Genomic DNA, 26,649 nt, shown 5'->3' with positions numbered 1-26,649 from the left:
TCGTAACTTTACAAGCGGTATTATATATATAAAGCACACTATTAGAAAATAGAATTATATATTTCTCAATAAAATAACTAAATTGTGCTAGTATAAGTCGGTGTTTTTTTTACGCTTAAATGTGAGCATACATGAGCCGTCTCTATGAAAAACTAGTCAAAAAAGCTACTTATTTAGCGGTTATTTTTGCATTAATTTTAATAACAATTAAATTGTTTACCTGGTGGATTACGGGATCAGTCAGCTTATTAGCCTCACTTTTCGACTCTTCGATGGATTTATTGGCTTCGGGGATGAATTTTATTCTTATTCGCTACTCTTTAAAACCGGCTGATGATGATCACCGTTTTGGGCATGGGAAAGCGGAGTCATTAGCTGCGTTGGCGCAAAGTGCCTTTATTATTGGCTCGGTTGTTTTTTTACTGTTAAATAGTGTCAAACTATTGACTGAGCCTGTTGAGGTGAGTTACCCATTATTAGGGATTGTGATTTCGGCGATTTCTGTCCTTTTAACGTTAGGGTTGGTGTTATATCAACGTTATGTGATCCGGCTTACTGATAGCCAAGCGATCAAAGCTGATATGTTGCACTATTCATCAGATTTGTTAATGAATAGTGCCGTGGTGATTGCTTTGCTATTAAGCTGGTTTGGGATTATCTATGCGGATGCCATTTTTGCGTTATTAATTGGCTGCTACATTTTATATAATGCACTTAAGATTGCTTTTATTGCGATTCAAGACTTACTGGATAAAGCCCTACCAGAAAGTGAAAACGAGCGTATTTTAGATATTGCCTCATCATTGCCAGAAGTGCATGGTATTCACGATTTAAAAACACGCCGTTCAGGTCCCATGACTTTTGTGCAGTTACATATCGAATTGGATGATGATATGCCGCTAGTTAAAGCGCATGCGGTGGCAGATAAAATCGAAAAACTTATTTCACAACAATTTACGCCAGCAGAAGTTATCGTTCATCAGGACCCACTTTCTGTTGTACCAAAAGAAAAATCAAGATTGCGAGAGAAATTTAATTGATCAGCACAGCTAGCCTATTGAGCGTGGTAAATTAAGTCTCTATAATAGTTATAAAATCTAATAATTGAGGTTATTTTATATGGTGAAAAAAATAGGTGTACTAACAAGTGGTGGAGATGCGCCTGGTATGAATGCAGCAATCCGTGGTGTTGTGCGAACGGCATTGACAGAAGGATTGGAAGTTTATGGTATTAATGATGGTTATTTAGGGTTATACGAAAATCGTATTACACAGCTTCATCGTTATAGTGTATCTGACATTATTACACGTGGTGGCACATTCTTAGGTTCTGCTCGTTTCCCTGCCTTTAAAGAGAAAGCAACGCGTGAAGTCGCGATTGAAAATCTTAGAAAAAACAATATTGATGCACTAGTGGTAATTGGCGGTGACGGTTCTTATATGGGGGCAGTACGTTTAACCGAAGAAGGTTTCCCATGTATTGGTCTACCTGGTACCATTGATAATGATATTCGCGGCACTGATTACACTATTGGGTATTTCACAGCATTACAAACGGCAGTAGAAGCGATCGACCGTTTACGTGATACGTGTTCTTCACATCATCGTATTTCGATCATTGAAATCATGGGTCGTGGATGTGGTGATCTGACCTTAAATGCAGCGGTTGCTGGTGGTTGTGAATTTATGATCCTGCCAGAAGTTGCTTATACAAAAGAAGATCTTATTGAAGAAATCAAACTTGGTTTTTCTAAAGGAAAACGACACGCGATTGTTGCTGTTGCTGAGCATATGCTTGATGTAAATCAATTAGCAAAAGAGATCGAAATTGCGGTTCATCATGAAACTCGTGCTACGGTACTTGGGCATGTACAACGTGGTGGCTCACCAGTTCCTTATGACCGTATTTTAGGTTCAAGAATGGGTGCTTACGCGGTAGAATTGTTAATTCAAGGTCAAGGTGGACGCAGTGTTGGTGTGCAAAATGGTAAGTTGGTTCACCATGATATTATGGATGCACTTAACAACATGAAACGCCCATTTGATATGGATCTTTATAATACAGCTAAGCGTTTATTCTAACACACTGACCGTTAAGATTATAAATAATATAGAGAGGGTATTATGCAATTTTTAGAAGGCGAAAGCCGTTTTTATGTCCCCAATCCTGATGGTGGTGAGGATATTGCAGAAATGACTTACACTCGAATTGGTAATGATAAAGCATCGATTGATCATACTTATGTCAATATCAACTATCGTGGGCAAGGAATTGCCGATCGTTTATTTGAGCTGGTTATCGAGAAGATGCAGCAAGAAAAGCGTAAAATTATTCCCGTTTGTTCGTACGCAGTTGCTAAGTTTGAGCGTCGCGCTGAGTTACAAGCACTTAAAGCTGAATAATAATCTTAACTCGGTATTTAAAAAATAGGGAAATTGCGTTTGCATTTCCCTATTTTCTTTATTGACTTTGTTGCTCAATATCTTGATCATGCTAAAATAGCCAGCCATTATACGATAATGTATTTAGGAATTATTCCATGAAAGTTAAAACGCGTTTTGCCCCAAGTCCAACCGGTTATTTACATGTCGGTGGCGCCCGTACTGCACTCTATTCTTGGCTTTATGCTCGTCATGCCAAAGGAACATTCGTTTTACGTATTGAAGATACCGATTTGGAACGTTCAACACCAGAAGCGATTGATGCGATTATGGAGGGGATGAATTGGTTAGATCTTTCCTGGGAAGAAGGGCCTTACTTTCAAACGAAACGATTTGATCGTTATAACCAAGTCATCGATGAAATGTTAGCTGCTGGTACAGCTTATCGCTGTTATTGCTCAAAAGAGCGCCTCGAAAAATTACGTGAAACACAAATGGCTAACGGTGAAAAAGCCCGTTACGATGGTCATTGTCGTTGTGCCGATGTTCAAAAAGCCCATGATAGTCGTGAACCGCATGTGGTGCGATTTGCCAATCCAACCGATGGTAGCGTTATTTTTAATGATTTAATCCGTGGACCAATTGAGATTGCTAACAAAGAATTAGATGATTTGATTATTCGTCGAACAGATGGCTCACCAACTTATAACTTCTGTGTCGTTGTTGATGATTGGGATATGGAAATTACCCATGTGATTCGTGGTGAAGACCATATTAATAATACACCTCGTCAAATTAATATATTAAAAGCATTAGGTGCACCGTTACCTCAGTATGGTCATGTATCAATGATATTGGGGGATGATGGTCAAAAATTATCAAAACGACATGGTGCGGTCAGTGTCATGCAATATCGTGATGATGGCTATTTACCCGAAGCATTACTCAATTACCTAGTGCGTTTAGGCTGGTCACATGGCGATCAAGAAATTTTTACTATTCCTGAAATGATTGAGTATTTTACGCTTGATGCAGTAAGTCGTTCTGCAAGTGCATTTAATACTGAAAAATTATTATGGCTAAATCATCATTATATTAATCATTTAGATGCTGACTATGTTGCACAACATTTAATGTGGCACATGCAAAAGCAAGGTTATAATCTTGAACAAGGTCCAGACTTAATAACGATTGTTAAATTATATGCTGAACGTAGTAAAACATTAAAAGAGATGGCTGAATCGTGTGCTTATTGTTATATCGATTTTGATGAGTTCGATGCCGATGCTGCTAAAAAACATTTACGCCCTGTTGCTAAAGAGCCATTAGAATTAGCAAAACAAAAAATAGCGGCGATTGATGAACTTGATTGGCAAATTGAAACAATCCATCATGCAATTCAAGCAACCGCTGATGATTTATCCGTAGGAATGGGTAAAGTTGGGATGCCGTTACGTGTTGCGGTGACTGGGAGTGGGCAATCACCTTCGGTTGATGCTACGATTCATGCTGTCGGTAAACAGCGAGCATTGGCACGTATAGATAAAGCACTCGCTTACATCACAGCAAGAGCAGATCAGTTATAGCGCAATAACGGCTTATTTATGTGCATTGCGCATCAATGTAGTGCGTTAACCGATGGATATGCGGTATTAGTCATTAATCCGTTAATAAATCATTTCAATTGATGATTAGCACTTGTTTTTGTGATCAATATCACATATGTTATAGAAAATAGTACCAGTTAAAGCATTTTTAATTAAGAAATGGGTGAGTATTGTGAAATCGCTTTTTTTTAGTTAGATACACGATTTCTGGTATATTGTTTGCATACTTATTGTTTATTTTTAGATATACATCTATCGCTGAAGCGATATTTATTGGAGAAACTCAATGTGTTCGATTCTAGGTATTCTTGATATTAAATCAGATCCAGAAGCGCTACGAGCCAAAGCATTAGAACTATCTTGTTTAATGCGTCATCGTGGCCCTGACTGGTCTGGTATTTTTGCCTCTGACAAAGCCATCCTTGCTCATGAACGTTTGTCGATTGTTGATGTCAATACAGGTGCACAACCATTATATAATAAAAATAAAACCTTGGTTTTAGCTGTAAATGGCGAAATATACAATCATCAAGCTATCCGTGATAAATACAAAGACCGTTATGAGTTTCAAACAGGTTCTGACTGTGAAGTTATTTTAGCACTTTATCAAGAAAAAGGTGTTGATTGTCTTGACGAATTACAAGGTATGTTTGCCTTTGTCCTATATGATATTGAAAAAAATAGCTATTTTATTGGTCGTGATCATATTGGTATTATTCCTCTTTACACTGGTCATGATGAAAATGGTAACTTCTACGTTGCTTCAGAAATGAAATCATTAGCACCTGTTTGTAAGACATTAGCGCCGTTTCCACCGGGCAGCTATCTATCAAGCACTGATGGTGAGATTAAAACTTACTATCAACGTGATTGGATGGAATACGATAATGTAAAAGACAATAAAACTGATATTAATGAATTGCGTACTGCACTTGAAGAGTCAGTGAAAAGCCATTTAATGTCTGATGTGCCTTATGGAGTTTTACTTTCTGGTGGTTTAGATTCATCGGTTATTTCAGCAATTACTAAAAAATATGCATCACGTCGTGTTGAAGATCATGAAAAAACAGAAGCTTGGTGGCCACAGTTACACTCATTTGCAGTAGGTTTACAAGGTGCTCCCGATCTTAAAGCCGCGCAAGAAGTGGCAAACCATTTAGGAACGGTGCATCATGAAATCAACTTTACGATTCAAGAAGGGATTGATGCCATTCGTAACGTCATTTATGCGATTGAAACATATGATGTCACGACAATTCGCGCATCAACACCAATGTATTTGATGGCGCGTAAGATTAAAGCAATGGGCATTAAAATGGTGCTTTCTGGTGAAGGTGCTGACGAAGTGTTTGGTGGTTACTTGTACTTCCATAAGGCGCCAAATGCGAAAGAGTTTCATGAAGAGACCGTGCGTAAATTAGCTGCATTACATATGTATGATTGTGCGCGAGCCAATAAAGCGATGGCGGCTTGGGGTGTGGAAGCAAGGGTGCCTTTCCTTGACAAAAAATTCCTGGATTACGCAATGCGCATTAATCCAAAAGATAAAATGTGTGGTAGTAACGGCAAAATTGAAAAACAAATTGTACGTGAAGCTTTTGAATCGTATTTACCTGCTTCGGTTGTGTGGCGACAAAAAGAGCAATTCTCTGATGGTGTTGGCTACAGTTGGATTGATACATTAAAAGAGGTTGCAGAGAAGAAAGTTACGGATCAGCAATTAGAAAACGCGAAGTTCCGTTTCCCATATAATACGCCTGCTTCAAAAGAAGCTTACATGTATCGTGAAATCTTTGATGAGTTATTCCCATTAGCCAGTGCGGCAGAAACGGTACCAGGTGGTCCTTCTGTGGCATGTTCAACAGCAAAAGCGATTGAATGGGATGAGTCATTTAAAAACCTAAATGATCCATCAGGCCGTGCAGCGGTTGGCGTGCACAATGATGCTTATAAAAAATAGGCTCAAACTCATATAGTGTAAAGCGGCGTAATGCCGCTTTTTTTACACGATAATCATCGCGTATGATAATATTTTAACGAAAAAAAAGAGAACATAACGTTCTCTTTTTTATAGGGTGAATTGCTATAGCACCATTCTGACAATGTCAATATCGCCTAATTCTTTATAAAGACTCTCGACTTGTTCAATATGTGTTGCGTTAATTGTCACCGATACTGAATGATAGTTACCCTTGCTACTTGGTTTGATCGACGGTGTATAGTCACCAGGGGCGTGACGCTGAATAACCGTAATGACTTTATCAACTAATTCCGGCTTAGCTTCCCCCATCACTTTGTAAGTGAACGAACAAGGAAAATCGAGTAATTCGTTTAATTTAGTTGGTTGCATAATATTCTCTTTAATTTTGACACGTTATATTTAACTTATCTCTTTATATGGTGACAAATTTTATTTTATCAAGAGAGAGGCAAATAAGGTGGAATTTATCCACCTTATTGAGTTCACTATAACATAGATTTAGTTAAACCATTGATGAAATTTAAGTTTAATATAATCCCAAATGCTACCAAAGAATCCTGTTTCATCAACAGCCTCGAGTGTTACTAGCGGTCTTTCAGCAATCACATTACCATCAAGCATAAATTGGATTTTACCAACTTCTACCCCTTGTGCAATTGGGGCACTGAGGTACTGGCCGTTAAGTTGCTGTGTAACGGTGAGATTCGCCGCTTGTCCTCGTGGCACCGTAATATGGATATCTTCGAGTGAACCAAGTTTGACTGAATTATTTTCACCATACCAAATGGTTTCAGTAATCAGCGGATTATTGGCTTTTAATGGGGTCGCTGTTTCAAAGAATCTAAAGCCCCACGTTAGCAATTTTTTACTCTCTTCTTCACGGCCTTTAAAGGTACGCCCACCTAGTACTGATGAAATTAAACGAGTGTTACCTTCAACGGCAGATGCCACTAAGTTGTAACCCGCTGCATTGGTATGACCCGTTTTAATCCCATCGACAGCTAATGATGTATCCCACAAAAGACCATTACGATTGGTTTGTTTAATATTATTAAATGTAAACTCTTTTTGTTTATAAATAGCGTATTCTTCCGGCAAATTTTTGATTAATGCGCGACCTAGAAAAGCCATGTCTTTTGCCGTGGTATATTGACCTGGTGCATCAAGACCATGTACGGTTTGAAAGTGAGTATTGGTTAAACCTAATTGTGCACTATAGTTGTTCATCAGGTTAACAAATGAATCTTGGCTACCTGCAACATGTTCAGCCATTGCAATACAAGCATCGTTGCCCGATTGAATAATGATACCTCGATTTAAATCGGCAACAGAAACTTTATCACCCGGTTTTAAGAACATCACTGATGAGCCTTTTAATACGGGGTTACCAGTCGCCCATGCATCTTTACTAATGGTGACAATATCATTTTCAGCAATCCGTTTTGATTTAATCGCTTCACCAACTACATAGCTGGTCATCATTTTTGTTAAACTCGCCGGGTCACGTTTTGTCTCTGCATTATATTGCGCTAAGATTTCACCTGAATTTGCATCAATGAGTACATAAGCTTCAGCATCAATCTTTGGTGCATCTGGTATAGGGAAATTAATATCTGCATGGGCAGTACTTATTGATAAAGCGAGCAACGCTAGCGAATATTTTAATTTGAGTGATAACTGTTTTTTCATTATACAAACCCGACTATTTAGAGATAAAAAATCATATGTTCTTCGATAACATATTACGATGAGTATGAATTGACATAATAATGCCAAAACCTGCCATTAAAACAACTAATGATGAACCGCCATAACTAATTAATGGTAATGGTACTCCAACCACAGGTAAGATTCCACTGACCATGCCAATATTGATAAAGACATAGATAAATAACACCAGAATCAATCCACCAGCTAAAATTCGGCCAAATGTGGTCTGTGCTTGTGAAGCAATAATCAATCCACGACTGATCAGGCATAAAAATAAAACCAGTAGGACAATTGCACCAATAAACCCAAATTCTTCAGCGATGACTGAAAAAATAAAATCGGTATGGCGCTCTGGAATGAATTCCAGTTGTGATTGGGTTCCTTCTAGCCAACCTTTTCCCCACAGTCCACCTGAACCAATCGCCGTTTTTGATTGTAAAATATGGTAACCTTTACCCAACGGATCTCGCTCAGGGTTGAATAATGTTAAAACCCGCTCGCGTTGATAGTCATGCATCAAAAAGTACCACATGATTGGGATAAAGGCACCGATTGCCGCAATTGATGCTGCAATAAATTTCCAACTAATGCCCGCCAGAAAAATAATAAAGATCCCCGACATGGCAATCAATATTGCTGTGCCCAGATCGGGTTGCATTGCGACTAATAATGTTGGCACAGCAATAATAGCTAATGTCTGTACTGTCGTTTTTAGTGGTGGAGGGCAACCTTCTCGGTTGATGAATTTCGCGACCATAAGTGGTACGGCTATCTTGGCAATTTCAGAGGGTTGGAATCGAATAAACCCAAGATTTAACCAACGCTGAGCGCCTTTACTGGTATAACCAAATACATCAACGATAACCAACACAATTATACAGGCAATATAGAGATAAGGTGCCCATTTTTCGTAAAAACGTGGTGAAAATTGTGCAAAGACTAGCATGACGATAATACCGAGTATTATTTGGGTAACTTTACGTTCGGTCATGGCAAGATCTTGCCCACTTGCACTCCACATAATATATACGCTGTAAGCGAGTAATAATAAAATAAAAAATAAAAATAATGGATCGATATGTAATCGTGTCCAGATAGGGATTTTTTTGCTATGGATCATTAATCTCCCTGCCTCATATTTAATATTGCCTCAGATATTTTAGTCGATTCATCACCGAGTAAATAGTAGTCTAGAATTCGTTTAGCAATCGCCCCACCATTGGTACTACCACCACCACCATTTTCTAAAACGATAGCTAAAGCAATAGTCGGCTTGTCATAAGGCGCATAAGCGATAAATAACGCATGATCGCGTAAATGTTCAGGAATATTATTAGCGTTATAAACATCATCTGCTTTTAAACCATAAACTTGTGCCGTGCCTGATTTACCTGCGGCCTTATAAGTGGCATCAGCGTAAACCTTACGAGCGGTACCTCGTGAACCAAACATCACTTTATACATGCCTTCTTTAGCGATTTGCCAATATTTAGGATCAACCAGTTGTGTTAAACTGGTGTCTTCTACCATGGGTTTTGACATCGGTTGTGGTAACTCATTATCTAACATTGTACTGCGTTTTTGTTTTAACAAATGTGGTGTGTAGGTTTTACCATTATTAATCATGATAGTAAGGGCTTTAGCCATTTGCAGTGGGGTCGTTGTCCAATAGCCTTGCCCGATTCCGACAGGAATGGTATCACCAGGTAACCAAGGCTGTTTGTGCCGAGACATTTTCCACTCTCGATTTGGCAAAATAGCTACACTCTCTTCACTTTTAGAGATATCAATTCCGGTGCGTTGACCATATCCAAATTTGAGCATCCAATAATGTAACCGATCGATGCCTAAATCATAAGCTACTTGGTAATAATATGTATCAACCGATTCTTCAATCGATTTTACCACGTCGACTTTACCGTGTCCCCAACGTAGCCAGTCTCGATACCGTTTTTCGGTACCCGGTAATTGCCAATAACCGGGATCTGACACAATGGTTTTAGGGGTGATGACACCTTCACTTAGTGCGGATACCGCAATAAACGGTTTTACCGTTGATGCGGGCGGGTAAGTACCGAGGGTTGCGCGGTTATAAAGGGGCTTGTTCGGGTCTTCTAGTAGTGCATTATATTTTGCAGAGGAAATACCTCCAACAAACAGATTTGGATCATAACTTGGACTTGAAACCAGCGCTAATACTTCACCAGTATTAGGGTCAATCGCCACCACAGCGGCTCGTCGGTCACCCAGTAAATTTTCAATATAACGCTGTAAGTTAAGATCGATGGTTAAATAAATATCTTCGCCAGCAACAGGGGGGTTATGGTTTAATTGACGAACAATTTTACCTCGATTATTTACCTCAACCTCTTCATAACCGGGGGAACCATGTAACATATCTTCATAAAACCGTTCAATACCGATTTTACCAATATTAAGTGTACCGACATAATCACTGAGTTTATCGTCTTCCTCAAGCCGAGCTTTATCTTGGTTATTAATTTTTGATACATAACCAAGTACATGAGTTAATGTTTTGCCGTAAGGGTAGTAGCGATGCTGGGTTCCAGTAATATTGACAAATGGAAAACGGTGTTGATTAACTACAAATTTTGCAATTTCTTTTTCGGTCAAGTTGTCTTTTAATGGCACAGGGCGATGTGCTTTATAACCGCGGCGCTCTTTTTGAAAATTTTCAATTTCTTCATCGGTCAAATTGACTAATGTCTTAAGCTCATCTAACTGTTGGTTTAGGTTGCTAATTTTGTCTGGGATAATATTGAGTTGGTAAATGGTATTATTAATAGCTAACGGTACACCATTACGATCATAGATAATTCCCCGATTAGGGGGAATGGGGATGATTTCAATACGATTGTTATTCGATTTGGTATTGTAGTAGCCAAAACTTAGAATTTGCAGGTGAGCAAGCGTGACCAATAAGATAACGACCATAAGCAAAATTACCGCAAAAGCAACCAGTGCTCTACGTAAAAATAAATTGGTCTCTGCGCTATGATCGCGAATCTTTGCGCGATCACGCCGATTTAGCTGTTGTATAGCTCGCTACTCCTGATTCGTATTATCATGGGCGCGCTTTTTTTCAGCTCTTTGCTGTTCTTCATTGCGTTCCCATTTTTCATAGGCATTGACAATGCGTGCGACCACGGGATGTCTGACCACGTCTTCACTTAAGAAAAAGTTAAAACTAATGTCATCAACGTTATTCAATACTTCAATTGCATGACGTAAGCCCGATTTTTGATGACGAGGTAAGTCAATTTGAGTAATATCGCCAGTAATCACGGCTTTAGAATTGAAGCCAATTCGTGTTAAGAACATTTTCATCTGTTCAATAGTGGTATTTTGGCTCTCATCTAAAATAATAAATGCGTCGTTTAGCGTTCGCCCTCGCATATAAGCCAGTGGTGCGACTTCGATAATGTTTTTTTCAATCAATTTTTCAACTTTTTCGAAACCGAGCATCTCAAATAGTGCATCATAAAGCGGTCGTAAATAAGGGTCGACTTTTTGGCTTAAATCACCTGGTAAAAAACCTAACTTTTCACCAGCTTCTACTGCTGGGCGGGTTAATAAAATACGTCTAACATGTTGTTTTTCTAATGCATCAACAGCCGCCGCAACAGCCAAATAGGTTTTTCCTGTTCCAGCAGGACCAATACCAAATGTGATGTCATAATTCATCACATTGGCAATATAGCTTGCTTGATTTGGGGTGCGGGGCTTGATCACACCCCGTTTCGTCTTAATCATGACTAATTTACCGCCATCATAAAGCGCATGTGCTGGTAAATGTTGTGCCACTTTTTCAAGCGCGCCACTTTCTTTTATCGCTAAGTGGATTTGCTCTGGTTCGATATCAACAAGCTGCTGTTTGTGTTTAGTCAGCTTATAAAGGGATTGTAGAATTTCATCAGCTGCTTTGACGCAGATTTCGTCCCCAACCAAAGTAAACTGATTACCACGGTAGTTGATTTCAATCCCTAAACGTTTTTCGAGCTGTTTAATATTATCATTATAAGGACCACACAGACTATTTAAACGTTCATTCTCTGCGGGTTCCAATATTGTCTCATGAGTAATAATATTCAAATCACATCCTTTAAAGTAGCGTTGATAAATTAAGGGCGATAAATCCCTACACCTAATGCATCTTCTTTTTGTGTTCGGGCAATAATCGCACTTGGCGACTCATTGACTCGTAGATCCATTTCATCTTCAGTTCGGACAATTTTACCACGTAGCGAGTTTGGATAAACATCGGTAATTTCAACATCAACAAAGTTACCAATCATATCAGGTAACCCTTCGAAGTTAACGATTCGGTTATTTTCAGTACGACCAGTAAGTTCCATCAGATCTTTTTTCGATGGTCCTTCAACTAAGACACGCTGAATTGTTCCGAGCATTTTTCGACTGAATTGCATAGCCTGTTGATTAATGCGTTCTTGCAAAATATAAAGACGTTGTTTTTTCTCTTCTTCAGAGACATTGTCTTCCATATCCGCAGCAGGGGTACCTGGTCTTGCTGAGTAAACAAAGCTATAACTTAAGTCAAAATTGACATCAGCAATCAGTTTCATGGTTTGCTCAAAGTCTTCTTGGGTTTCACCAGGGAAACCGACAATGAAATCTGAACTAATTTGAATGTCTGGTCGAACTTTACGTAACTTGCGAATGATCGATTTATATTCAAGCGCAGTATGTGTTCGTTTCATTAAATTTAATACACGATCTGAACCACTTTGCACGGGTAAGTGCAAGTAACTGACTAATTCAGGTGTATCTTGATAGACTTCAATAATATCATCTGTGAATTCAATCGGGTGGCTGGTTGTAAAACGAATACGATCGATTCCGTCAATCGATGCAACTAAACGTAAGAGTTGAGCAAAAGTACAAATATCATCATCAAAAGTGGGACCTCGGTAAGCATTCACATTTTGACCAAGTAAATTAACTTCACGTACGCCTTGTGCGGCAAGTTGCGCAATCTCATATATCACGTCATCACAAGGTCGGCTCACTTCTTCACCTCGTGTATATGGCACTACACAGTATGTACAGTACTTATTACAACCTTCCATAATTGATACGAATGCAGTTGGTCCTTCGCTTCGAGGCTCTGGTAAGCTATCAAATTTTTCAATTTCAGGAAAACTGACATCTACAATATGTGCATTTTCACTACTGCGAATGCGGTTGATCATTTCTGGCAAACGGTGGAAAGTCTGCGGTCCAAAAATAATATCAACAAACGGGGCTCGTTTACGAATATGTTCGCCTTCTTGTGAGGCTACGCATCCACCCACACCAATAATCACATCGGGATTGTGTTTTTTAAGATTTTTCCAGCGACCTAATTGGTGAAACACTTTTTCTTGTGCTTTTTCGCGAATTGAACAGGTATTGAGTAATAATATATCTGCTTCATCGGCATCATCAGTAAGGGTTAAACCGTGGGTTGATTCAAGGAGATCTGCCATTTTAGATGAGTCATACTCATTCATTTGGCAGCCCCAAGTTTTGATATGTAATTTTTTGCTCATCAATAACTCAGCTATTTGTAATTGTTAAAATGAAAACGGCTTTAAATCCGTGATTTTAGCGAGCTATATTGTAATGCTTTGCTGACGTAGGATCTAGTTAAAAGAGATAATAGTTTGATAAAAATATGTTAAAACGCGCATAAATCGTTTCTTCATATTAATCATCATGCTATTTTCAGCTTTATCACTGAAAAATAGCATGATAAATGGGGGGAATGAGGTTATGTTATTCCTTCAGATTTATGTGATTTGCCATGCAGTGGACGCACAGCATCAATACTGCGTTCAAGTTTGATTTTTGTTCCGCCATAGTCTTTGGTTATCATGGCAATAAACAGGACATCGAGTAAGGTTAATTGAATGATACGAGCCACGGCATTTTGCCCCAATATTGGGCCATTACGCGCAGGACTAAAAATTGATAAGTGTGATATTTCAGCTAATTCCGCCTGATGGTTATTGGTAATGCAAATGATTTTTGCCCCTTGGTTTTTGGCTATCTGCGCAGCATTACATACTTCCGTGGTATTACCCGATTGTGAAATCGCGATAATGACATCATGTTCTGTTAACTGTGAGGCAACCATCATCATTAAATGGTAATCACTGTAAGTGTGACTATGGAGCCCAATACGTAACAGTTTATGTTCAAAATCTTCACCGACCGTTGCTGAACCGCCAACACCAAAAATGACTACATGCTGTGCATTCATGACCCAATCGGCAGCTTGCACGATAATGTTGTGATCCACAATTGATTGTGCTTCTTTTAGGGCTTGCACTGAGCTGTTAAAGACTTTATCAACAAGATCATGAATATTATCGTTTTCAGATATCTCTTGTTCTTTATCAAATGGTAAAACATCGAAATAAGAGATCAGTGCACTACGCAGTTCACGAAACCCCGAATAGCCGACTTTTTTAGCCACTTTGACAAGCAGTGGCTCAGAGACATTTAATTTTTGGGCAACTTCTTTAATACTGGTCTTTGATTGGATGTTACCCTTGGTCATCATCCATTCAATAATCCGCCGTTCTGTATTACTTAAACTGGAAAGTGATATCCGAATCCTCGCGCCAATCGCAAGTGCATTATGGTTATTTTCTATTTCATTCATCTTGTTACCACTTTTTTCAATAATCGTATTGATAAGGTTAATTTTAACCCGAATTTAGTCTATGTATAGCTAAAATTCAGACGGATTGACAAAACTAAATTTGCTGACTGAATAATCTAACTTTACAAAATAATAAATTTACGTTAATTTATTTTATTGTAAAGTTCAAGATGTTTTTGCGTTATTATGCAAATTAAGTTAATTCACCTAACTACAGAGAAATAAAGATGAAAATTGCGATTGGTTGTGATCATGTGGGTATTATTTTAAAACAAGATATTGTTGATTTTTTAAAAACAAAAAATATCGAAGTTATTGATTTTGGTGCAAATTCTACCGAAAGAACAGATTATCCTATATACGCTAAAGCCGTAGCCGAAGCGGTAACGAGCAAGCAAGCTGACTTAGGCATTTTAATCTGTGGTACCGGTGTTGGTATTTCTATTGCTGCAAATAAACATCACGGTATTCGTGCTATCGTGTGTAGTGACCCCTATTCTGCCAAGCTATCACGTGAACATAATAATACGAATGTGCTTGCATTTGGTTCACGCGTAATCGGTTTAGAATTAGCTAAAATGATTGTTGAACAATGGTTAAATGCTGAATTTGAAGGCGGTCGTCACCAAAATCGTATCGACCAAATCGCTCAAATTGAAAAGGAGCAATGCAATGGCTAAATTCTGTCCTTCTCTGATGTGCATTGATTTTGCACGTTTACCAGAGGAACTCAAAACCCTTGAAGAAGCTGGCGCTGATATGTTCCATATTGATGTAATGGATGGTAATTTTGTTCCTAACTTTGCATTAGGTACGGAAGATATTAAGGCTGTTCGTAAATTATCGACGATTCCTTATGATGTGCATTTAATGGTTACTAATCCAACCCCTTATATTGAAAAATTTGCTGACTTAGGTTGTGAAATTATTTATGTACACGTTGAAACGTCTGCTCATATTCATCGTACATTAACGCAAATCAAAGCAACGGGTAAGAAAGTTGGATTAGCAATTAATCCTGGTACGCCTTTAGCTATGCTTGAGGAAGTGATTGATTTAGTTGATGTTGTGCTCATTATGTCGGTCAATCCAGGCTTTGCAGGTCAACCTTTCATTCCACAATCAATTGATAAAATTCAACGTCTTCATCAGTTAATTAAAGAGAAAGGCTTAGCAACAACGATTGCTATTGATGGTGCAATAAGTCCTGAAATTGTTAAAAAATTAGCTCCTTATGTGGAGTACTTTGTTCTTGGTACTGCCGGTTTATTCCGAAAAGATAAGACATATCGTCAAGCTATTGATGATTTAAGACAACTTGTCTAGTTAATATGATGGCCTTTAACCGATAAAGGAGAGAGGCCAAATTTACAAAATCTAGTCTTTTAATGAAATCAGTAGTACTTTTCCCTTGTATTTACCCTCAATTACCTAAATTTATTTCACACAATTAATTATTTTTGTGAATTAAATCACTTTTTCTATTTTACTTTACTGGTAAAATGTTTTTTGTGAACTTTACGAAAATAATAGTAATTTATTAATCTCTATCTAATTAAGTCGGTCATCAAAAGCTGATTTGAGGAAAAGTTGAAATGAAAAGTGTATTTTTTAGTGTCTTACAACGAGTTGGTCGATCTTTCATGCTACCAATTGCATTATTACCTGTTGCTGGTTTAATGCTTGGTATTGGCGCTTCATTCACCAATGAAACTACCATCACATCTTATGGCCTACAAGGTATTTTAGGTGATGGCACAATCCTTCACGCGTTTTTAACCGTTATGAAAAATGCGGGTAGTGTTGTTTTTTCTAACTTACCTATTTTATTTGCAATTGGTGTTGCGATGGGTATGGCAAAAAAAGAAAAAGAAGTGGCGGCAATTTCTGGTGCCGTTGGCTTTTTCATCATGCATTCAACAATCCATGCGATGCTTGAATTAAAAGGCTTATTGGCTGAAGGTGCTTTACCAGAAGGTTCAATTGGTAATGCCGTTGGTATTGAAACACTGCAAATGGGTGTTTTTGGTGGGGTAATTGTCGGGCTGGGTGTTGCCGCATTACACAACCGTTTTTATCGAATTGAATTACCTGCTGTATTATCATTCTTTGGTGGCAGTCGATTTGTTCCGATTATTACCGCATTTGTCTATCTTTTCGTCGGTATTTTGATGTTTTATACTTGGCCTTCGATTCAACATGGCATCATGTTACTTGGCCAATTAGTGAATGAAGCTGGCTATGCTGGGACCTTCATTTATGGCTTTATTGAGCGAGCGTTAATCCCATTTGGTTTACATCATGTGTTCTATATGCCGTTTTGGCAAACAGGCGTTGGTGGTACTGCTATTATTGATGGTCAATTTATTGCTGGTGCTCAAAATATATTCTTTGCAGAATTAGCAAGCCCGAATACAACACATTTCTCTGTTGAAGCAACCCGTTTTATGGCCGGTAAATTCCCATTCTATTTATTTGGTATTCCTGGGGCGGCATTAGCGCTTTACTACACGGCTAAACCACAAAATCGTAAAGCTATTTTTGGTCTATTAGTTTCTGCAACGTTAACCGCGGTATTAACTGGGATTACTGAACCAATTGAATTCTCATTCCTATTTGCGGCACCATTACTTTATGTCATTCACTGTGTGTATGCTGGTTTATCGTTCATGCTGTGCCATATCTTCGATGTGGGTGTGGGGCAAACGTTCTCAGGAAGCTTAATTGACTTTACATTATTCGGTATTTTACAAGGTAATGCGAAAACCCATTGGATCAATGCGATTTTAATTGGTTTACCAATGTTCCCACTATATTACTTTACTTTTAGTTTCTTGATTAAAAAATTCAACTTCAAAACGCCAGGTCGTGAAGATGATACTGAAGAAGTAAAACTTTATACTCGTAAAGATGTTGAAGAAGCAAAACAAAATAAAGCTAACGCGAGTAAAGCTGACTTATCCGCGATGATCGTTGATGGCTTAGGTGGTAAAGATAATATTACTTATGTGGACTGTTGTGCGACGCGATTACGTATCTCTGTCACAGATAATCAATTAGTGAATAAAGAGTTATTACAATCGACGGGTGCAAAAGGGGTATTAATTAATGGTCAGGGTATCCAGATTATTTATGGTCCTCATGTGACGGTGGTTAAATCTCATTTAGAAGATTATATTCACCACTCGGTTTAATATTGTCAGGAAAGTGTTTGGGTCGATGTTTTTAGTGATAAAACATATCGACTCAATTCTTACCACCATTCATATTAAGATCAAATTGAGTTTTATAATGAAGTAAAACTCAATTTACCTAAAACAGCGAGTATTTTATTTTTGCTTTATTGACGATAATAATTCTATCTTTTTATTTTTATCAATTTTATTTCAAAATACATAGATCATAATTTAAGCAAGCTAATCATTAACTATTCAACAACAAACACTATTATCAATATTAACATTTATGTATAATCCTGTTATCAGATCTTAAATTAATCGTTGAGAGATTCTTGATTAGGAATATGTAATGAATTCAATGCGCTTGTTAGCTTTGCCCTTTTTTTGTCTATTTTTCACTAATAGTGTTTATGCTCAACCAGTTTCTCAAAATTTAAATGCACCGGCTGGGATTATTATTGATGATCCTTCCGTATTGATCCCTTCTTTAAGGGCCGCGGCTGAAAAAGGTGAGCCTGATGCGCAATATTCGTTAGCGAATATTTACCAACAAGGATTAGGCGTTGATATCAGCTATGTCCGCGCCGCTTTTTGGTATAAAAAGGCTGCTGACCAAGGAATGGCAAAGGCGCAAAACAACCTTGGCAATTTATATACGGATGGCTTAGGTGTTGAACGCGATTTGTTAAAAGCTTTTGATTATTATAATAAAGCGGCTGCTCAAAATTTACCCTTAGCACAATACAACTTAGCCTTGGCTTATAAAAATGGTATTGGTACTGAAAAAAATATTCTACGCTCGATTGATTTGTTTGCAAAAGCGGGTGAGCAAGGTATCTCAGATGCTAATTTGAATGTTGGGTTAATGTATTTCTTTGGTGATAACGTTCGCCAAAATAGAGCTACTGCGGCAGATTGGTTTAGTAAAGCGGCAAAAGATGGAAATAGTGAAGCGCAATATTATTTAGCTGTCATGTCGGAGAAAGGCGACGGTATTACGCAAGATTATTTAGCCGCGATCTATTTTTATACCGAAGCAGCTGAGCATGGTTATATTCCGGCAATGTACAATCTTGGTATTATGTATGCGACGGGCACCGGTACTAAGCCCAATAATGAAAAAGCAGCCTATTGGTTTACCCAAGCTGCAGAAGCCGGTAATGCCGATGCACAATATAATATTGGTGTAATGTATGATGTGGGGGGCGGTGTACCTCAAAATTTAGCAAAAGCGGTCGAGTGGTATATTAAAGCTGCAGAGCAAGGTAGTGTGGATGCTCAATATAATTTAGCGGTTAAATACCTTGATGGTGAAGGCATTACCAAAAATAAAGGACGGGCGATTTACTGGTTTACAAAGGCGGCCGAGCAAGGCGACGAAGATGCCAAAGCGAATTTAGCTGAGTTGTTAAAAAACGACAGCGATGATGAATAAAAAAATTGGCACGTTATGTGCCAATTTTATCTTGGTTACCCGGAGTTTCGCATTCCGGCGGCGATTCCCGATATCGTAATCATTAATGCTTGTTCTACCGTTGAATTTTCTTCGTGTCCCTTACGCGAGCGGTCAAGCAATTCCACTTGTAATAAATTGAGGGGCTTGATATAGCTATTACGTAATGCAACGGATTCAGCTATCCATGGCAAATCTGCCATTAAGCTGTCATCATCAGTAATCTTTAATACTACCTCAATATCATCTTTTAATAATTGGCACAGTGCTGTGCCTAAATGCCACATTGATGCATCAACCAGTCGTTTTTCATAATGTTGATAGATATTGGTATCCGCTTTTGCATAGACCATCTCTAACATTCCAAGTCGTGTATTAAAAAATGGCCAATTATGGTACATCTCTTTTAAAAGAGTCTCTTTCCCTTCATTCATCGCGATTTTTAGTGCCGAACCTGCGCCTAACCAAGAGGGTAGCATGAGGCGATTTTGGGTCCATGCAAAGATCCATGGAATGGCACGTAAACTTTCAATACCACCACCTTTTTTACGTTTTTGTGGGCGGGAACCTAGCGGTAATCGACCCAGTTCTATTTCTGGTGTAACTGCGCGGAAATAAGGTACAAATTCTGGCTCCTCACGAATATAATGACGATAACATTCACATGATGTTTTTGACATTTCATCCATAATCGTACGCCAGTCTTGTTTAGGATTGGGTGGCGGTAATAAGTTTGCTTGTAAGATGGCTGATGCATAAAGCATTAAACTACTCAACGCAACATCCGGTAAACCGAGTTTAAAGCGGATCATCTCACCTTGTTCGGTAACACGTAAACCACCCTTTAATGAGCCTGGTGGTTGAGATAATAACGCCGCATGAGCTGGAGCGCCACCTCGTCCGATTGTACCGCCACGACCATGAAATAGTGTTAATTCGATACCATTATCTGCAAACAGTTTAACTAATTCTTCTTGTGAACGGTATTGCGCCCAAGAAGCAGCTAGTGTACCGGCATCTTTCGCTGAGTCAGAATAACCAATCATGACCATTTGCTTACCACGAATACACTCACGATACCATGGAATATCAAGCAGCTTTTGCATAACTGATTTGGCATTGTTTAGATCATCGAGTGTTTCAAATAATGGCACAACTGGAATATGTTTTTGACAATTAACTGATTTTAATAATAGATATACGGCTAAAATATCTGATGGTGTTTTTGCCATCGAGATAACATAAGCCGAAATTGACTCTTCACCCGCTTTAGCGATCACTTTACATGTATCAAAGACTTCTTTTACCGACTCGTCAGGCTGCCATTGATAAGGTAATAAAGGTCGGTTTGAGGCCAGTTCATTTAACAAAAATTGTTGTCTTTCTTGTTCAGACCAAGCAGCATAACTACCCAAATTTAACTCTTGAGTTAAAGCATCGAGTGCATCCGTGTGAACTGAGCTGTCTTGCCTAATATCCAAACGCACCAGTTGAAGGCCAAAGCTCTTGATTCGACGTAGGGTATCGAGTAGTGGCCCGTGAGCGATGGTGGACATTCCACATTCAATTAATGAATTGTAACAGCTATAAAGTGGCTGCCATAATTGAGCATTGTTTAATAGAACATCTGATGGCGCTAAGAGCTCTTCTTCATTAAGTAATGAAGTTAAATAAGTATGAGTTTTGACTAAGCGTGAACGTAGCATTTTCATGATGACACGATAAGGTTCTGCATACTCTTTACCAGCATCTAAATAATCCAGTACTTCTTGAGTACATTCCGACATTGATAATTCGCGTACCAATATTTGAATGTCTGCTAGAAATAATTCAATGGCTTTAATTCGTGCTTGCAACATGACTTTAGCTGTTACCTTAGCGGTAACATTTGGGTTACCATCGCGATCCCCCCCCATCCAAGAGGTAAATTTGATCGGTACATGTTCAACAGGTAACTGTCTATCAAATGCATCAACAAGTTGATCATTAAACTCTCTTAAAAAGAGTGGTACCCCTTCCCATAGGCTATCTTCAATGACTGAAAAGCCCCATTTAGCTTCATCAATGGGCGTTGGTCTTTGTTTGCGGATTTCATCCGTATACCAAGCTTGGCAAACCAGTTGACGTAATCGACGCATAATACGGTCTTTTTCATAATCGGCTAAATCATCATGATCTAATTGGGCTAGGCAAGTATTGATCGATGTGTAAGTATTAATCAGTGTTCGACGATTAATTTCGGTTGGATGTGCCGTTAGAACAAGCTCGATTGAAAGCTCGCGAATCGCTTTACAGATTTCAGCACTCGCAATATTTTGTGTTTTCAGGTTATTAAACAACTCAGTTAATTTTTGTGGGCTGCTTACAGCTTCGCCATGTGGTGAAATGCCATAGTATTCAGCCGCTGTATTGGCTAAATTAAGAAACTGGTTAAATGCTCTGGCAACAGGAAGCAACTCTTCATTACTAAGGTTTTTAATTAAATTGAGCAATTCATCGTGTGCGGCACTGTCACCTTGTTGGCTCACTTTTGCAAGTAATCTGATATTTTCTACGCGATCTAATGTCTCTTGACCTGCAGCTCGAGTAATGGCGTCACCTAAAAGCGTGCCGAGCATATTGATATTACTTTTCATTAATGAATAATCAGTCTTCATGGAGATCCTCATGATTAACGTATCGCAATCGTTGGTGTTGCTATTAAGTGTTATGTACTATTTAGTTAGTACCTTTATTTTTTTATAAAAAATGTGATGTCTTATGTTTGTTTGGTCGCTATGGAAGAGGGAGAGGGTGTACATCACTCCAAAACAAAGCTCAATATTTGTCCAAAATTAAACGTATTACCTACATAATATTCTTATTTATTTGATACTTTATAATATTGTAATGACAAAATTAAATCATAAATATTTATATTGGCATATTGGTTACTAATTTTAATTATGCTGATTCAATGTTGATGATGAAAAATGCTATCGAATCACCCTCCTCAACATTTTTTTTATCCTGTTTATTTACGTTAACGGCGATCCTTGAACGTAAACTGGAATCTTGAATCTTGAATAAAAACAAATATCAGCGTATTTAATGATAGTTTAAACGTTATTAACAATAAATTTACTAGACTTTTCGGTCAATAAGCATAAAAATAACTCAATAAATTCAATTATGCTTTAATTTATACCTGATATTTTATATTTAGGTAAGATTATTTGCGTATAAATTCTACATACTATAGTAAATAAAGTGCTATGTTATCGAACATGTATTTTATTTATCTTAGCCACTTAAAATATAGAATAACATGGATAAATAGATGGTTTCTGTTTTTTATATTGCAGCAATTATTACTGTTTTAGCTAGTGCGAAAGCGATTAGCGGAACACAGTCAATGAATGCACTTTTGTACTTTGTTATTTCACTTCTGGCCACTGCCGTAGTCTTTTTTATTATGGGCGCTTATTTTTCAGCCGCTTTAGTTGTGATGTTATTCGTCGGAGCTGTGTCTTTACTTTTCCTATCCGTCTTATCGCTAACCAATATTCGTAAAGATATGGTCGAACAAAATAAACGTGGTATTAGTCCTAAAATTTGGTTAGGACCGTTAATTTTAGTTTTTGTGTTATTTGTGACGTTAATTTATGGCATTGCGAGTAATGATTATCCATTTTTGTCGTCAAGTCGCATGGAAGAAAGTAATATTACCGATATGTTATTGGGAGCTTATATTTTAGTTATTGAGTTGGCCGTACTATTATTACTTTGCGCACTGGTCATTGCTTATCATTTTATTTATCGACTTTATCTCAATAAAGATAATGAATTAATGCCAACATTAGAACATCAGGAAGGGGAAACGCATGATTCCACTAATGCATAGCTTAATATTAGCTACTACACTGTTTGTTATTGGTTTGTTTGGTGCGATGATTCGCCGTAATTTCTTATTTTTATTATTAAGTTTAATGATTATGATTAATGGTGCAGTCATTGCTTTAGTTGCAGCTGGTTCTTATTGGCTACAACCCGATGGACAAATCATTTCAATTATTGCGGTAAGTGCCGCGTTGGCAGAAGGGTGTATTGGTTTAGCCTTGCTTGTCAAAATGTATTACCGACGAAAAACCGTAAATATTGATGCATTGAGTGAAATGAAAGGATGAATTTACTTTATTTAACGATTATTATTCCACTGATCTCTTTTTTAATTTTGGTTTGTTTAGGACGCCATATCCGTAAAGAGAATATTCTGGTGATTGGGATCAGTACCATTGGGCTATTATGCTTATTGATGTTGTTTGTCTGTATTGATTATCAGGCTAACACGGTTCCAGATACGTCATTAATTTATTCCCGTTTCTTATGGGAATGGTTTACAGTTGGTACAACTAAAGTTGCAATTTCATTGCAATTAGATGGTTTATCTTTAGTCTTTTTAATCATTATTTCATTCTTTAGCTTACTCATTTATTTTTTTGCAGCCTGTTATCTCACCTCTTCAAATGACATTTATACTTTTTTTGCTTATGGCAATTTATTGATTTCAAGTCTATTTTTATTAATTTTAGCCGATAATTTGTTTGTGCTATTTGTTGGTTGGGAAGGCGTAAGTATTAGTTGTTACTTATTGATCGGCATTTATTTCCAAAAACGTAAAGTCAACTTTTCTGCTGTTAAAGCATTTTTAGTCATGGTGGTTGCAGATACGTTTTTACTGTTTGGCATCTTTTTAATTTACAATGAATTAAATACCTTAAATATTCGCGAACTAATTGAACTCGCAAATGAAAATTTAGCGGTGGATTCCGAAATTATTTTTTGGATAACGTTAATGTTTTTTATTGGGGTAATGGGGAAAGCAGGGTTATTTCCATTCCATACAGGCTTTACTGAAACGGCAATTGCACCCATGCCTGTGATGACATTGTTACAATCGGTTACGATGGTCTTATCGAGTGGGTATTTTATTTTACGTTTTAGCCCTCTGTTTATGATGTCTAATGATATTTTTGACATGATAAGTATCTTAGCGGGGATTACGATTATTTTTGCTGGTTGTGTATCGCTAGTACAAAACGAGATAAAAAGCTTAATTACCTACATTAATTTAGGGCAGGTGAGTTATATCTTTTTTGCTTTTGTGATACAAAACTGGGTGTTGTCACTTAACTTTATGATTAGTTATAGTGTCACAAGTGCCTTATTATTGCTTTCGAGTTCACTATTAATCAAGGTGTGTAATGGTGAGCAAAACATTTATAAATTAGGCGGTTTATATCGTCGTTATCCTTTGCTTTATGGGGCGTTCTTGCTCTCTGCTGCCTCATTATGTGCAATGCCTTGGTTAATGTCTGCTTTTTACACAAAAGGCGATATCATCTGGGGTTTAATGATGAACAATAAAATGGGATTAGGTACCATTGCCCTAATTGGGATATTACTGTCAACATTAAGTATTTTAAGACTTATTTTTACGGTATTTCACCACAAACAAAAACTGGAACATTTTACTACCGTACCAAGATCAAGTTATATTCCGTTGATTGTGCTTGCTATTATGTCAACGGCAATCTTTATTTATTTACCATTGCCTATCGAGGGTATTGTACCCGTAATTGATTTGGATACTAAAAATCAATTAATGTTGCAATTACTATTAGCAGCAGTCACGATCTTAGGCATTTTGATTGCGTACATACTATTTTTTGATTCAAATTCTGAAATTAATGAAATCGCACATGCGCCTATTGGTCGAGCTCTGTTTAAACTTTGGCGAAGTGAGTGGCGTTTTGATCAGTTATTACAACTTTTATTTGTCACGCCTTACTTGTATTTAGTTCAGTTAATCAAGAAAGATCCTATTGCACAGTGGAATCGCGTGATTAATTGGGGGGTTAGAAAGGTTAACTTCCAAATAGAGTCGTTAGAAAATGGTCGTTTACGCTGGTATATGATGTCAATTGTTGCTGGTAGTATATTGATTTTATTATTACTTATTTTAATTTAATTGCATTTTAGAAGGATTTTCTGTGTTATTTTGGCTGGGGTTTTTACCATTATTGGGTGGATTTGTTGGATGGCTTCTTGAAGCCTGTCTACAGCGCTCATTTACGAAAGTAGAACAGTGTAGAATAGAACATAATAGCCGTTTCTTTCTATTAAATAAACTGAGCAATGAATTATGCAACTTTGGATCAGGTTGGGTTGCTTTGTTTACAATGCTCGGTGTGTTTATCATTATTTGTGTGTTTGGTTGGCAAGCACTTACTGCATTTTATCTAGGGCAGGATTGGATAGAGATCGTTGACCTTGATTGGATCCCCTTACTTGGGATTCGTTTCCATTTAGTGATGGATGGTTTATCGATCTTGATGAGTGCATTAACTTCATTGATTGTGGTTATTGCAATCTTATATTCTCGCAAAGAAAGTCCAGGCAGTTCTGGGTTATTTTATTTTTGTTTGTTATTTATGGCATCAGCCGTCATGATGCTCTTTATGGCAATGGATCTATTTTTATGGTTCTTCTTATGGGAAGCCGTTGCCATTCCACTTTATTTTCTGATTACTTTATGGGGAAGACGTGAATCCAGTGCTCAGCTGCGGATTAATGGGGCAAGTAAATTCTTGATTTATACTCAAGTGAGTAGCTTACTCATGCTCATCTCGATAATATCGTTAGCACTTACTAACTGGCAATTAACCAATCAATGGACGTTTGATTACAATGTGTTAATGAAAACGCCAATATCCAGTTATGTTGAGTTTATGCTAATGCTAGGTTTTTTGGCTGCTTTTATCGTTCGATTACCTTTAATACCATTACACAACTGGTTTATTGATGCACACATTGAGTCATCGACAACGGGTTCAATCATGATTAGCGGCTTATTAGTTAATACTGCGATTTATGGGCTGTTGCGTTTTGTTATGCCCCTTTTCCCGAATGCATCATTAACCATTATGCCTTTTATGCTGATACTGAGTCTATTCACGCTGTTTTATACAACCTTCCTATGTTTTAGTCAGACTGATATTAAGCGTCTTGTTGCTTATACGCATATTGCATTAATCAGTTTTATGACAACCGTCATATATAGTGGTTCGCTACTTGCCTACCAAGGTGTGATTTTACAAATTATCTCAGTCAGTTTGGTAATCGTTGGATTATTTATTATTAGTGGTATCTTGGCTGAACGCTATCTGACTCGAAATATAAACCAGTTTTTAGGATTAAAATCTCATGTTAAATATTTATCTACATTAACATTATTCTTTATTCTTGCAGTATTTGGTGTACCAGGTACGGCCAATTTCGTGGGTAATTTTATGGTGTTATACGGTAGCTATACCAATTCAGTGCTATCGGCGATATTTTTAATGGCGGGTTTAATTTTACTTTCAGTCTCTATCATTATTCGTTTACAGCCCATGTTTTATGGCGCGGTTGATAAATCGCTACTCAATAAAGACAAAGATTCGCTTGCGTTTAGTGATCTCTTTTTACTTATTTTTATTTTGGCTATTTTAATTTTTATTGGATTATATCCTCAGTGGGTTCTTGATATGTCTTACCCTGCAGTAAACAAAATTCAACAAATTATCAGCAGTGCCCAAACCAATCTCATTAAAGGGGATGTTTAACAG

Annotated in this window: 21 protein-coding genes; 13 read left to right on the top strand and 8 right to left on the bottom strand. The window is 37.6% G+C overall.

The window, feature by feature from the left end; translation table 11 throughout:
• Positions 1-131: 131 nt before the first annotated feature.
• The 5 genes from ABEA36_RS09355 (at position 132) to asnB (ending at position 5,949) form a co-directional block, all read left to right on the top strand.
• Entirely contained in the window at positions 132-1,040 is a 909-nt protein-coding gene (locus ABEA36_RS09355; RefSeq protein WP_345491436.1) for a cation diffusion facilitator family transporter, read from the top strand.
• Positions 1,041-1,119: 79 nt separating this feature from the next.
• Positions 1,120-2,082, top strand: a complete 963-nt coding sequence (pfkA, locus tag ABEA36_RS09350) for a 6-phosphofructokinase (protein ID WP_345491434.1) — start codon at positions 1,120-1,122, stop codon at positions 2,080-2,082.
• Positions 2,083-2,124: 42 nt separating this feature from the next.
• On the top strand, positions 2,125-2,403 hold the full coding sequence (locus tag ABEA36_RS09345; protein WP_345491432.1) for a GNAT family N-acetyltransferase: 279 nt from the start codon (positions 2,125-2,127) through the stop codon (positions 2,401-2,403).
• 137 nt (positions 2,404-2,540) lie between these two features.
• Positions 2,541-3,968: a glutamate--tRNA ligase gene (gene gltX, locus ABEA36_RS09340; protein WP_345491430.1), complete on the top strand. Its 1,428-nt coding sequence runs from the start codon at positions 2,541-2,543 to the stop codon at positions 3,966-3,968.
• 307 nt (positions 3,969-4,275) lie between these two features.
• The gene (asnB, locus tag ABEA36_RS09335) at positions 4,276-5,949 is read left to right on the top strand and encodes an asparagine synthase B (protein ID WP_345491428.1); all 1,674 of its coding nucleotides are present in this window, start codon (positions 4,276-4,278) and stop codon (positions 5,947-5,949) included.
• 123 nt (positions 5,950-6,072) lie between these two features.
• Here the strand turns inward: asnB and ybeD are convergent, their stop codons facing one another.
• From ybeD to ABEA36_RS09300, 7 genes are all read right to left on the bottom strand, one after another.
• The gene (ybeD, locus tag ABEA36_RS09330; protein ID WP_345491426.1) at positions 6,073-6,339 is read right to left on the bottom strand and encodes a DUF493 family protein YbeD; all 267 of its coding nucleotides are present in this window, start codon (positions 6,337-6,339) and stop codon (positions 6,073-6,075) included.
• 129 nt (positions 6,340-6,468) lie between these two features.
• A complete protein-coding gene (locus ABEA36_RS09325; RefSeq protein WP_345491424.1) occupies positions 6,469-7,659 on the bottom strand; it encodes a serine hydrolase in 1,191 nt (396 codons plus the stop codon).
• Positions 7,660-7,690: 31 nt separating this feature from the next.
• On the bottom strand, positions 7,691-8,800 hold the full coding sequence (mrdB, locus tag ABEA36_RS09320; protein ID WP_345491422.1) for a peptidoglycan glycosyltransferase MrdB: 1,110 nt from the start codon (positions 8,798-8,800) through the stop codon (positions 7,691-7,693).
• Positions 8,800-10,740, bottom strand: coding sequence for a penicillin-binding protein 2 (gene mrdA / locus ABEA36_RS09315; protein WP_425571930.1), 1,941 nt, complete (start codon positions 10,738-10,740; stop codon positions 8,800-8,802). Before mrdA ends, mrdB begins: the two co-directional genes overlap by 1 nt.
• A gap of 6 nt (positions 10,741-10,746) precedes the next feature.
• Positions 10,747-11,793: a PhoH family protein gene (locus tag ABEA36_RS09310; RefSeq protein WP_345491420.1), complete on the bottom strand. Its 1,047-nt coding sequence runs from the start codon at positions 11,791-11,793 to the stop codon at positions 10,747-10,749.
• Positions 11,794-11,822: 29 nt separating this feature from the next.
• Positions 11,823-13,250, bottom strand: a complete 1,428-nt coding sequence (miaB, locus tag ABEA36_RS09305) for a tRNA (N6-isopentenyl adenosine(37)-C2)-methylthiotransferase MiaB (protein ID WP_345491418.1) — start codon at positions 13,248-13,250, stop codon at positions 11,823-11,825.
• 221 nt (positions 13,251-13,471) lie between these two features.
• The gene (locus ABEA36_RS09300) at positions 13,472-14,368 is read right to left on the bottom strand and encodes an SIS domain-containing protein (RefSeq protein ID WP_345491415.1); all 897 of its coding nucleotides are present in this window, start codon (positions 14,366-14,368) and stop codon (positions 13,472-13,474) included.
• Between the two features lie 227 nt (positions 14,369-14,595).
• On the opposite strand from ABEA36_RS09300, the gene rpiB reads away from it, so the two are divergent.
• The 4 genes from rpiB to ABEA36_RS09280 all read left to right on the top strand — a co-directional run bounded on the left by rpiB (position 14,596) and on the right by ABEA36_RS09280 (position 18,982).
• A complete protein-coding gene (gene rpiB, locus ABEA36_RS09295) occupies positions 14,596-15,048 on the top strand; it encodes a ribose 5-phosphate isomerase B (RefSeq protein WP_345491413.1) in 453 nt (150 codons plus the stop codon).
• On the top strand, positions 15,041-15,694 hold the full coding sequence (rpe, locus tag ABEA36_RS09290; RefSeq protein ID WP_345491411.1) for a ribulose-phosphate 3-epimerase: 654 nt from the start codon (positions 15,041-15,043) through the stop codon (positions 15,692-15,694). Before rpiB ends, rpe begins: the two co-directional genes overlap by 8 nt.
• A 269-nt stretch (positions 15,695-15,963) precedes the next feature.
• Positions 15,964-17,562 carry a PTS transporter subunit EIIC gene (locus ABEA36_RS09285; RefSeq protein ID WP_345491409.1) on the top strand — a complete coding sequence of 533 codons (1,599 nt, stop codon included), beginning with the start codon at positions 15,964-15,966 and terminating at the stop codon, positions 17,560-17,562.
• A 334-nt stretch (positions 17,563-17,896) separates the two neighbouring features.
• Complete coding sequence (locus tag ABEA36_RS09280; protein ID WP_345491407.1) at positions 17,897-18,982, top strand: SEL1-like repeat protein; 1,086 nt, start codon at positions 17,897-17,899, stop codon at positions 18,980-18,982.
• A 35-nt stretch (positions 18,983-19,017) separates the two neighbouring features.
• Here the strand turns inward: ABEA36_RS09280 and ppc are convergent, their stop codons facing one another.
• Positions 19,018-21,657 carry a phosphoenolpyruvate carboxylase gene (ppc, locus tag ABEA36_RS09275; RefSeq protein ID WP_345491405.1) on the bottom strand — a complete coding sequence of 880 codons (2,640 nt, stop codon included), beginning with the start codon at positions 21,655-21,657 and terminating at the stop codon, positions 19,018-19,020.
• 662 nt (positions 21,658-22,319) lie between these two features.
• Between ppc and ABEA36_RS09270 the strand changes: the two genes are divergently transcribed.
• Genes ABEA36_RS09270 through ABEA36_RS09255 form a run of 4 tightly spaced genes read left to right on the top strand, consistent with a single transcriptional unit; the run spans position 22,320 to position 26,646 of the window.
• Entirely contained in the window at positions 22,320-22,883 is a 564-nt protein-coding gene (locus tag ABEA36_RS09270; RefSeq protein WP_345491403.1) for an NADH-quinone oxidoreductase subunit J, read from the top strand.
• The gene (gene nuoK / locus ABEA36_RS09265) at positions 22,864-23,166 is read left to right on the top strand and encodes an NADH-quinone oxidoreductase subunit NuoK (RefSeq protein WP_345491401.1); all 303 of its coding nucleotides are present in this window, start codon (positions 22,864-22,866) and stop codon (positions 23,164-23,166) included. The genes ABEA36_RS09270 and nuoK overlap by 20 nt, the downstream gene beginning before the upstream one ends.
• Positions 23,163-25,010, top strand: a complete 1,848-nt coding sequence (locus ABEA36_RS09260) for an NADH-quinone oxidoreductase subunit 5 family protein (protein ID WP_345491399.1) — start codon at positions 23,163-23,165, stop codon at positions 25,008-25,010. Before nuoK ends, ABEA36_RS09260 begins: the two co-directional genes overlap by 4 nt.
• 22 nt (positions 25,011-25,032) lie before the next feature.
• Positions 25,033-26,646: a complex I subunit 4 family protein gene (locus ABEA36_RS09255; RefSeq protein WP_345491397.1), complete on the top strand. Its 1,614-nt coding sequence runs from the start codon at positions 25,033-25,035 to the stop codon at positions 26,644-26,646.
• The last annotated feature ends 3 nt before the right edge of the window (positions 26,647-26,649 follow it).

The sequence above is a fragment of the Orbus sasakiae genome, from assembly GCF_039542345.1.
Lineage (GTDB): Bacteria > Pseudomonadota > Gammaproteobacteria > Enterobacterales > Orbaceae > Orbus > Orbus sasakiae.
The sequence above is the reverse complement of the archived record's forward strand: the minus strand, read 5'-3'. Positions and strand labels throughout refer to the sequence as shown.